Source organism: Acinetobacter sp. Colony158 (assembly GCF_019264745.1).
Taxonomy (GTDB): Bacteria; Pseudomonadota; Gammaproteobacteria; order Pseudomonadales; family Moraxellaceae; genus Acinetobacter; species Acinetobacter ursingii.
Genome location: NZ_CP078523.1, coordinates 2,677,340 through 2,683,490 on the forward strand (window position 1 = coordinate 2,677,340; position 6,151 = coordinate 2,683,490).

The window sequence follows — 6,151 nt, forward strand, 5'->3', positions numbered from 1 at the left end:
CGATTGATGAAACGCCGTTGGCTTCAGCATCTATTGCTCAAGTGCATGCGGCAAAACTCACTACAGGTGAAAATGTCGTCATTAAAGTGCAAAAACCAGGTGTTGAAACGATTTTATACACCGATTTGAATGTGGTGCATTGGGCGACCAAAATGCTGGAAAAAGCCATTCCAAAGGTCAAGTTTGCTTCACTTTCTGAAATTGTGGATGAAATTAAAACACGAATGGTGCGTGAGGTTGATTTTATTGAAGAAGCTCAGAATCTGGATGATTTTGTAGAATATCTTCAAATCACTAATAATCAGGCAGCTACTGCACCAAAAGTTTATCATCAGTTTTCAACGCGCCGTGTACTGACCATGGAGCGTCTATATGGCGTGTCTTTAACTGATTTTGAAGTGGTCAAAAAATACGCCAAAGATCCGTCACAGGTCTTAATTACGGCGATGAATACATGGTTTGGAAGTCTAATGCTGTGTAAGAGCTTTCATGCAGATTTGCATGCAGGTAATCTTATGTTGCTTGAAGATGGTCGTATTGGTTTTATTGATTTTGGGATTGTCGGGCAACTGAATCCCGAAGTCTGGACCGCATGTTTAGCCTTTATGGATGCCTTACAAAAAACTGATTACACCGCAATGGCTGAAAACATGCTGAAAATGGGCATGACCCATACCAAGATTGATACTCATGTCTTGGCGCGTGATCTTGAGCGCTTATTTAGTGGTGTTTTACTTGCCGATCCTCAGGAAATTTTGACTTCAAAACCGTCTGATTTAAATGATATTATGCTAGATATGGTGGCTGTGGGTGAGCGTCACGGGATCAAATTCCCGCGTGATTTTGCGCTGTTGTTTAAACAAATGCTGTATTTTGATCGTTTTATGCGCGTCCTTGCACCGTATACCGATATTTATGCAGACCAACGTCTGAAAATGGTTCAAACTATAGAGCCACAATCGTTGTTTAAACATTAATTTTGAGTTAGATCATCATGGATGCCATTGTTATTGAAGGTTTAAAGGTCAATACTGTAATTGGCTGTTTCAATTGGGAACGGCAAATTATTCAACCTTTAATGCTGGATTTAACCGTTCATGTTGATTTGAGCCAAGCAGCTAAATCAGATCAGCTTGAGCATACTTTAAATTATGCTCAAATCTGTGAACTTGCTGCTCAAACCATTCAAAAAGCACAACCGAAATTGATTGAGCATGCGGCTCAACTGGTTTTACAAGTGCTTTTCGAGACGTTTTCAGCGATTCAATCTATTATTATTACCATTCGTAAGCCTGCCATTATTGCAGAAGCCAATTCTGTAGGAATTCGCCTTGAACGCCAACGAAACGATTTTTGCCCTCGCATTGGCGAGTAATCTTGATCCAGAATCACATTTTCAGATTGCCTATCAAACCATTCAGTCATGGGGTGAGGTTACATTTTCACATGTTTATCAGATTCCGTGCCGTGATGGTGTTGGAGCGAATTATTGGAATTCAGCCTGTCTGTTAAAATCTCTAAAAAGCCGATCTGAGATTGAAATCGCGCTGAAACAACTTGAGGCTCAATCAGGTCGTATTCGACCATCACATCAGATTTCGCTCGACGTCGATTTGATTGCGTGGGGAGATCATCTTAGTAAGATGCAGTTTAATCCTAAAAAAATGCCACTCGCAGTAGACGTCAAAATTCCACTTTATGAGTTATGGAAAAATGCTGTGCTATACGTTTCAGAGTGCAATTTTCCACAGGTTGATTTTCAGATCAAGACTCAAACCCATTCGTGATCGTAATAGTATTTATCTGATTTACAAAATAAATTTTGATGATCACTTTTCACGTTTATAAGATTTTACGCAAAATTTACGCCAGTTAAACTCTCGACAATAGAGAGTTTACGGACATTATACGCATACTGAGATTCGGGAAATCCGTTTCAATTTCAGGAATATAATAATGTCTAGCGTCTATGTCGGTAGCATTTTTAGCTCTACACTCGAAGAGCAAAGTCTAAAAAGTCTTCAATCATTATTCACATTTCAGATGATAAATCTCTGTCGTTTACAGGGGATTTTGTCATGCTAGAACTTTATTTATTACTTGCATTAGTCATCTTACTTGCTTGGCCATTGGGTAAATATCTGGCGAAGGTCATGGCGAATCAGCCGATGAAATCTGATGTCATATTTGGTTGGATTGAAAGACCTATTTACGCGATTTTGGGGGTAAAGCCAGAGCAGCAGATGGGACTTCGCCAGTATATCGCTGCATTTTTAATAAGTTGTGTGGTGTTGTTGGTTTTATCAACTTGCATTTTTATGACCCAAGCATGGCTGCCGTTAAATCCAAATCAAGCCCCAAATATGAGTTGGGATTTGGCATTGCATACCACCATCTCGTTTTTAACCAATACCAATCAACAACATTATTCAGGTCAGGCTCAACTGTCATATTTTTCACAAATGACAGCAATTGTGGGTTTGCAGGTGATTACCCCGATGATGGGGCTGGCTTTGGCTGTGGCAACGCTTAGAGCTTTTTTTCTACAGAAGAAAAGCTGTGAAAATTTGACGAGTGATTCGGTTCAATTGGGAAATTATTGGGCAGATTTAGTCCGTCCTACGGTGCGTTTCTTAATGCCATTGTGCTTAATCTGGTCATTATTATTGAATTGGCAGGGGGTTCCTGCAACTTTTCAGGGTGGTCCAGAAGTACAAGTACTAGATCATTCTGTAGAAAAACAATTACAAAAAATTCCACTAGGCCCTGTTGCTCCAATGGTTGCCATTAAGCAATTAGGCAGTAATGGAGGGGGATGGTATGGGCCTAATAGTAGTGTCCCATTGGAAAATCCTACACCATTTTCAAACTTTCTGGAAATGCTAGCAATTCTTCTCATTCCAGTCTCATTGATTTTTATGGTCGGATATTTCACTCAACGTAAACGCTTTGCGGTGTTTGTGTTCGGAACCATGTTGTTGATGTCTGTCCTTTCTGCGACCGCATCAATTTGGTCAGAAAGTTTATCTGCAACGGCACATCAAATCACAGTCATGGAAGGTAAAGAACAACGCTTTGGTGCTGCATCTTCTGCATTATGGGCAGCAGTCACCACGCAGGTAAACAATGGTTCGGTCGATATGATGCATGACTCATCTGCACCATTAACTGGATTGGTTGCTCTGAGCAATATGTTGATCAATGCGATTTGGGGTGGGATTGGATGCGGTTTACAGCAATTTATCGTTTATTTGCTACTTACCGTGTTTATCGCTGGATTAATGACTGGGCGTACTCCTGAATTATTTGGTCGTAAAATTGAAGCGGCTGAAATTAAGTTATTGGCCATTCTCATTTTGCTACAACCGATTGTGATTTTAGCTTTTACTGCAATTACGCTGGTTAATCCTGCGATATCGGGCATTAGTAATGCGGGTGCGCATGGAATTAGTCAGGTGTTTTATGAGTATGTATCTGCATTTGCCAATAATGGTTCGGGTTTTGAAGGCTTGGGTGATAACACAATCTGGTGGAATATAAGCTGTAGTGCAGTTTTATTACTGGGGCGTTTTCCAGCCTTGATTATTCCTCTCATGATTGCTGTTCGTCTTGCTCAGAAACGTCAGGCTCCTGAAAGTTCAGGAAGCTTAAAAGTAGAAACACCTACCTTTTCATTGACCTTAATTGCGGTCGTCATCACTTTAACCTTGTTGCAATTTATGCCGATTTTAGTCCTTGGGCCAATTGCGGACTATCTCAGTATGCAGTTGGGTTAAGGAGGAATAACTATGTCAACTCAAATTCAGTCTCAACAAACGAGTCAACAGCGCATCGAAGCGATAAAAAGTGCTTTTGTCAAATTACTACCTCAGCACATGTTGAAAAATCCAGTCATGGGTATTGTCTGGTTAGGCACACTAATTACGGCATTTAGTACAGTGGCAGGCTATACCGAATGGTTGTTTGGTAGTCTAGTTACCGTAATTTTGTTCATCACCGTACTGTTTGCCAATTATGCAGAAGCGATTGCAGAAGCCAGAGGGCGTGGACAGGCCTCTTCATTGCGTCAGGCACGACAAAATCTAGTCGCAAGAAAACTGGAATCATTACAGAATCGTACAACCCATGAAATTGCGGCAACTCAGCTTAAAATTAATGATTTTATTGAAGTTCATGCAGGTGAGTTAATTCCTGCTGATGGTGAAATTATTGAAGGCTTTGCCACCATCAATGAAGCAGCGGTGACGGGTGAGTCTGCGCCTGTATTGCGTGAAGCAGGAACAGATCGATCAGGTGTGATTGGTGGTACTAAAGTCCTGACTGATTCTATTATCGTGCAAGTAACTGCCGATTCGGGAAATAGCTTTTTAGATCGCATGATTGCTCTGGTCGAAGGTTCAAACCGTCAAAAAACACCGAATGAGATCGCGCTGGGTATTTTACTCATGGTGATGACACTGACCTTTGTCATGGTCGTGGCGAGTTTGCCTTTTATCGCAAGCTATTTGCAGATCAGTATCAGTCCAGTGGTTTTAGTCGCGTTATTGGTGTGTTTGATTCCAACCACGATTGGGGGATTATTGCCAGCGATTGGCATCGCAGGGATGAATCGAGCACTCAAAGCCAATGTTCTAGCAAAATCTGGTAAGGCTGTTGAAGTTGCGGGTGATATTGATGTTTTGCTTTTAGATAAAACAGGAACGATTACTTATGGTGACCGTCAAGCGACTGCATTTTATCCTCTGACATCGGTTTCTGAGGCTGATTTAAGAATGGCAGCTTGGGTGAGCTCTTTGGCTGATCCAACCCCAGAAGGTAAATCGATTGTTAAACTTGCAAGAGAACAAGGCTTGCAAGCGATTGAGCCTGAGAATGCTGAATTTATTGCGTTCAATGCTTCATCACGTATTTCAGGTGTCAATCTAGAAAATGGTCAACAGATTCGTAAAGGTGCGTTGGATGCGATTTTAAAATTTGTACAGCACTCGCAAGCCGATGTCGAGTTAAAAGCTCGAGTCGAACAAGTTGCTTCAAAAGGTGCAACGCCATTGGTGGTTGCCAATCAACAGCACATTTTAGGGGTAATTGAACTCTCTGATGTGATCAAGCACGGTATTAAAGAAAAGTTTGCCCGTTTACGTGAAATGGGAATCAAAACCGTGATGGTCACAGGCGATAATCCACTGACCGCTGCTGCAATTGCGGCGGAAGCGGGCGTGGATGATTATATTGCAGAAGCACGTCCTGAAGATAAATTGGCGTGTATTCGTAAAGAGCAACAAGATGGTCATCTAGTCGCCATGGTGGGAGACGGAACCAATGATGCACCTGCATTGGCTCAGGCAGATATTGGTTTGGCCATGAACTCAGGCACTCAGGCTGCTAAAGAGGCGGGGAACATGGTTGATCTGGACTCCGATCCAACCAAACTCTTGGCTGTGGTTGAAATTGGTAAGCAACAATTGATTACGCGCGGTGCACTGACCACTTTTTCATTGGCTAATGATGTTTCCAAATACTTTGCAATCTTACCTGCACTATTTGCTGCTGCCATTCCGCAAATGCAAAAACTGAATATCATGCAGCTTTCCAGTCCAAACAATGCAATTTTGGCAGCACTGATTTTCAATGCGATTATTATCCCATTACTGATCCCAATTGCTTTGCGTGGTGTGAAATTCAAACCCTCAACTGCAACTCAATTACTACGCCGTAATATGCTGATTTATGGTGTAGGTGGCGTGATTTTACCGTTTATTGCAATCAAAGCCATTGATCTTATTTTGGTTCATATTTTAGCTATATAGGAGTAGATGATGAAATCATCAGTACAATATGTTGAACCTCGTTCTGCAATATTACGTCCTGCTATTGGGCTAAGTTTGGTCAGCCTTTTAGGGTTCGGTTTGCTTTATAGCAGTGTGGCAACAGGACTAGGGCAGTTACTCTTTCCTGCACAGTCTAACGGAAGTTTGATTGAAAAGAGTCAGAGGATTGAAGGTTCCTCACTGGTTGCACAGAATTTTCAAAATCCTCGCTATTTTATGTCACGACCTTCGGCCGCGAACTATGATCCGATGGCGATGTCAGGGAGTAATCTGGCGGTGACTAATCCTGATTTAAAGGCAAAAATTGAACAGCGTTTGGTCGA

6 protein-coding genes are annotated in these 6,151 nt (G+C 41.7%); all 6 read left to right on the forward strand.

The genetic code is table 11. The features are described from left to right. Positions 1–977: ABC1 kinase family protein (locus tag JR005_RS10905; protein ID WP_228731689.1), on the forward strand; the 977-nt coding region annotated here is incomplete at its 5' end. 17 nt (positions 978–994) lie between these two features. Beyond that, on the forward strand, positions 995–1,375 hold the full coding sequence (gene folB / locus JR005_RS10910; RefSeq protein ID WP_005004615.1) for a dihydroneopterin aldolase: 381 nt from the start codon (positions 995–997) through the stop codon (positions 1,373–1,375). Then, complete coding sequence (locus JR005_RS10915) at positions 1,332–1,787, forward strand: 2-amino-4-hydroxy-6-hydroxymethyldihydropteridine diphosphokinase (protein ID WP_151724621.1); 456 nt, start codon at positions 1,332–1,334, stop codon at positions 1,785–1,787. The genes folB and JR005_RS10915 overlap by 44 nt, the downstream gene beginning before the upstream one ends. Before the next feature lie 291 nt (positions 1,788–2,078). Further along, positions 2,079–3,776: a potassium-transporting ATPase subunit KdpA gene (gene kdpA, locus JR005_RS10920; RefSeq protein ID WP_218665030.1), complete on the forward strand. Its 1,698-nt coding sequence runs from the start codon at positions 2,079–2,081 to the stop codon at positions 3,774–3,776. A 12-nt stretch (positions 3,777–3,788) separates the two neighbouring features. Then, positions 3,789–5,807 carry a potassium-transporting ATPase subunit KdpB gene (kdpB, locus tag JR005_RS10925; RefSeq protein ID WP_218665031.1) on the forward strand — a complete coding sequence of 673 codons (2,019 nt, stop codon included), beginning with the start codon at positions 3,789–3,791 and terminating at the stop codon, positions 5,805–5,807. A 9-nt stretch (positions 5,808–5,816) separates the two neighbouring features. After that, positions 5,817–6,151, forward strand: a 335-nt coding sequence (locus JR005_RS14920; protein WP_228731690.1) for a potassium-transporting ATPase subunit C, incomplete at its 3' end; no start/stop codon positions are given.